The sequence below is a fragment of the Mesorhizobium sp. M8A.F.Ca.ET.021.01.1.1 genome (genome assembly GCF_003998025.1).
Classification (GTDB): Bacteria; Pseudomonadota; Alphaproteobacteria; order Rhizobiales; family Rhizobiaceae; genus Mesorhizobium.
This window is the reverse complement of sequence record NZ_RZSJ01000720.1, coordinates 1-2,734: the sequence shown is the minus strand read 5'-3', so window position 1 is coordinate 2,734 and position 2,734 is coordinate 1. Positions and strand designations below refer to the sequence as shown.

4 protein-coding genes and 1 pseudogene are annotated in these 2,734 nt (G+C 61.0%); all 5 read left to right on the top strand.

Annotation, left to right across the window (positions count from 1 at the left end; translation table 11 throughout):
- Positions 1–263: hypothetical protein (locus EOA36_RS32815; protein ID WP_127280939.1), on the top strand; the 263-nt coding region annotated here is incomplete at its 5' end.
- Positions 264–274: 11 nt separating this feature from the next.
- Positions 275–652 carry a hypothetical protein gene (locus tag EOA36_RS32810; protein WP_127280938.1) on the top strand — a complete coding sequence of 126 codons (378 nt, stop codon included), beginning with the start codon at positions 275–277 and terminating at the stop codon, positions 650–652.
- Positions 653–684: 32 nt separating this feature from the next.
- On the top strand, positions 685–846 hold the full coding sequence (locus EOA36_RS32805) for a hypothetical protein (RefSeq protein ID WP_127280937.1): 162 nt from the start codon (positions 685–687) through the stop codon (positions 844–846).
- 14 nt (positions 847–860) lie between these two features.
- Positions 861–2,267, top strand: a complete 1,407-nt coding sequence (locus tag EOA36_RS32800) for an APC family permease (RefSeq protein ID WP_127280936.1) — start codon at positions 861–863, stop codon at positions 2,265–2,267.
- A gap of 45 nt (positions 2,268–2,312) precedes the next feature.
- Positions 2,313–2,734, top strand: a pseudogene (locus tag EOA36_RS32795) (hypothetical protein); the annotation flags it as partial.

Genomic DNA, 2,734 nt, shown 5'->3' with positions numbered 1-2,734 from the left:
AAGCGCTGTACCGCTCCGATTTGCGCGGATCCGCGCTTCTGATCGTCTGCCTGTGGGCGACGATCCTCTTCGTCCTCCTCATGACTTGGCCACACATTCCCCAGGGCGGCATCAAGGCCGTCGTAGCCCTGGCCGCCGCCGCGGTGCTCATCTTCAACACGGCGGCCATCCTGGCGATGGTCAAACACTACAAGGAAGACAAGGAGTTCATCTACGGGCTCGACATCAAGAACGCCGACGCGTCCCGCAACCGCAAGTCCTGAGGGGAGAAACAATGTCCCGCTACACGCCGCCGGAGCAGAGCAAGGCCGGGCAAGTCTTCGACATCGCCGTTGTCGTGGTCGCCATCTTCGTGGCACTGTGGCTACCGCTGAAGCTTGGTCTTGCCGGGGCCGCAAAATCCATCGATGCACTCGATGCCAAGACCTGGGAAGCGCTCGGGCAGAATCCGACCATGGCCTCGATCTGGGAAAAGCTCGGCTATACGCCGGAGACCGCGCACGACATCATCCAGAACCGGTTCCACTACATCATCGACTGGCCGACATTGATCATCATGGCGGCCGTCCTGATCGGTTATTTCGTGTTCCTGTTCCGGGCATCCGACCGCGAATATCGCGATGTCATCAACGAGAAGTTCGACGACAAATAGAGTTTGGCGACGAAGAATTTGGGGACACGATCATGTGGGTGGCACTCTCTTACGCATGCTGGGGCATCTCGATCGTGCTCGCGCTGTGGATGCTCTACGACTGGTTCAAGATCGATACAAACTACTCCGAGGACGTTCTGACCTCGTCGCGTGAAGGCGAGCTTGAAGCCGCTTCCGAAAAACACCGGATCTGAGTGGGGATTGATCGATGACGGTCGCGCTTGAAAACAACATCACCACCACAATTCACGGCGACCGGGTATCGCTGCTTCGGGTGCTCGGCCCGGCCCATGTCTGGGCGCTCGGTGTCGGCATCGTTCTGGTCGGCGAGTTCACCGGCTGGAATTTCTCGGCCGACAAGGGCGGCGCGCTGGCGGCCCTGATCGTGTGCTGGGTCGTCGGACTGCTCTACACCTCGGTGGCCATGATCGATTCCGAGGTGACGTCGACTGTCGCCGCCGCCGGCGGGCAGTATGCGCAGGCCAAGCACATCGTGGGCCCGCTGATGGCGTTCAACGTCGCGCTGTTCCTGGTCTTTGCCTACACGATGCTGGAAGTATCCGACGCCATCCTGCTCGGCGATACGATCGTCGCCAAGGCCGGAGTCGAAGGGCTAACCCACAATTCCTTCATCGCCGCCACCATCGTGGTGCTGGCCTGGCTCAACTATCGCGGCGTGTTGATGACGCTCAACGTCAATTTCGTCATCACGGCAATCGCCTATGTCTCGATCGTCGTCCTGTTCTTCTCGGTCAGCCCGTGGACGCAAGGCGCGGTGCTGAAGCTCAACGAACTGGTCACTCCAGGAAACGCGCTGCCCTATGGCTGGATCGGCGTCATTGCCGCCTTCCAGTTCGGCATCTGGTATTATCTCGGCATCGAAGGCACAACGCAGGCGGCCGAAGAAGTGCGCTCGCCCGCACGCTCGCTGCCCTACGGCACGATGGCCGGCATGATCACGCTACTGATCGCCGCCGCCATGACCTGGTATGTCTGCGCCTCGCTGATGCCCTGGGAATATCTCGGCATCACCTATTATCCGCTGTGGGATGCCGGCAAGCTGACCGGAAGCCCGCTGCTCGAGAACCTTCTGTTCATAGCAACGCTGCTCGCCGCGCTTGCCTCGGCAAACGGCTGCATCAACGACGCGGCGCGCGCCTGGTTCTCGCTCGGCCGCGACCGCTATCTGCCGAGCTGGTTCTCGGCGGTGCATCCGAAATACCGCACGCCCTACCGCTCGATCCTGTTCCTGCTGCCGATCGCGCTGGCCTTCGCCTTCATCGCCGATCTCAACCAGGCGATCACCTTCTCGATCCTGTCGGGGGTCCTGCAGTACACTTTCATGAGCATCAACATCATGATGTTCCGCAAGAAGTGGCCGCTGGGGTCGATCCGCCGCGGCTACACGCACCCCTTCCATCCGCTGCCGGCAATCGTGCTGTTCTGCCTGTGCGTGGTGACCTTCTTCGCCATCTTCCTCGGCTTCGGCTCGCAGTTGATCGCCATGGTCGCCTTCTATTTCCTGATTTCGCTGTGGTTCCACTTCTACCGCTACAAATTCGTGCGGCGTGGCGACCAGTTCACCATGCCGTGGCCGAAACCGCAGGGCTATTGATAGGAGTAGGCCCGTCCAGGACCTGGATGGGCCTTGCACGATAAAATGTCCGAGGTGACATCAGCACTGCTTGCCGGGGCAATTGTCCTGGCTCTCGTCCTTCACTTTGCGTGGCTGGCACGCCGCAGCCGCGACAGGGCCTCGGCCGCGCTCGCCGCCGACGAGGCCAGCATTCGCACCATCGTCGCGGACGCTGCCAATGTCTCGGAGGGCACGGCAGGTGTTTTGACCTGGGAAGGATCGTGGAACGGCCAACATGTCCAGTTGCGCACCATCGTCGATACGCTGGCGACACGAAAGCTCCCCGCGCGCTGGCTGTCGGTGTCCATTACCGAAAAGGTCGCGGTGCCAGCCGTTTTCGACATGATGATGCGGCCGGGCTCGCCGACGACATTCTCCAATTTCGACCATCTGGACCATACGCTGCCGAAAGCTCCGGGATTTCCAGCCGAAGCGGTGCTGCGGAC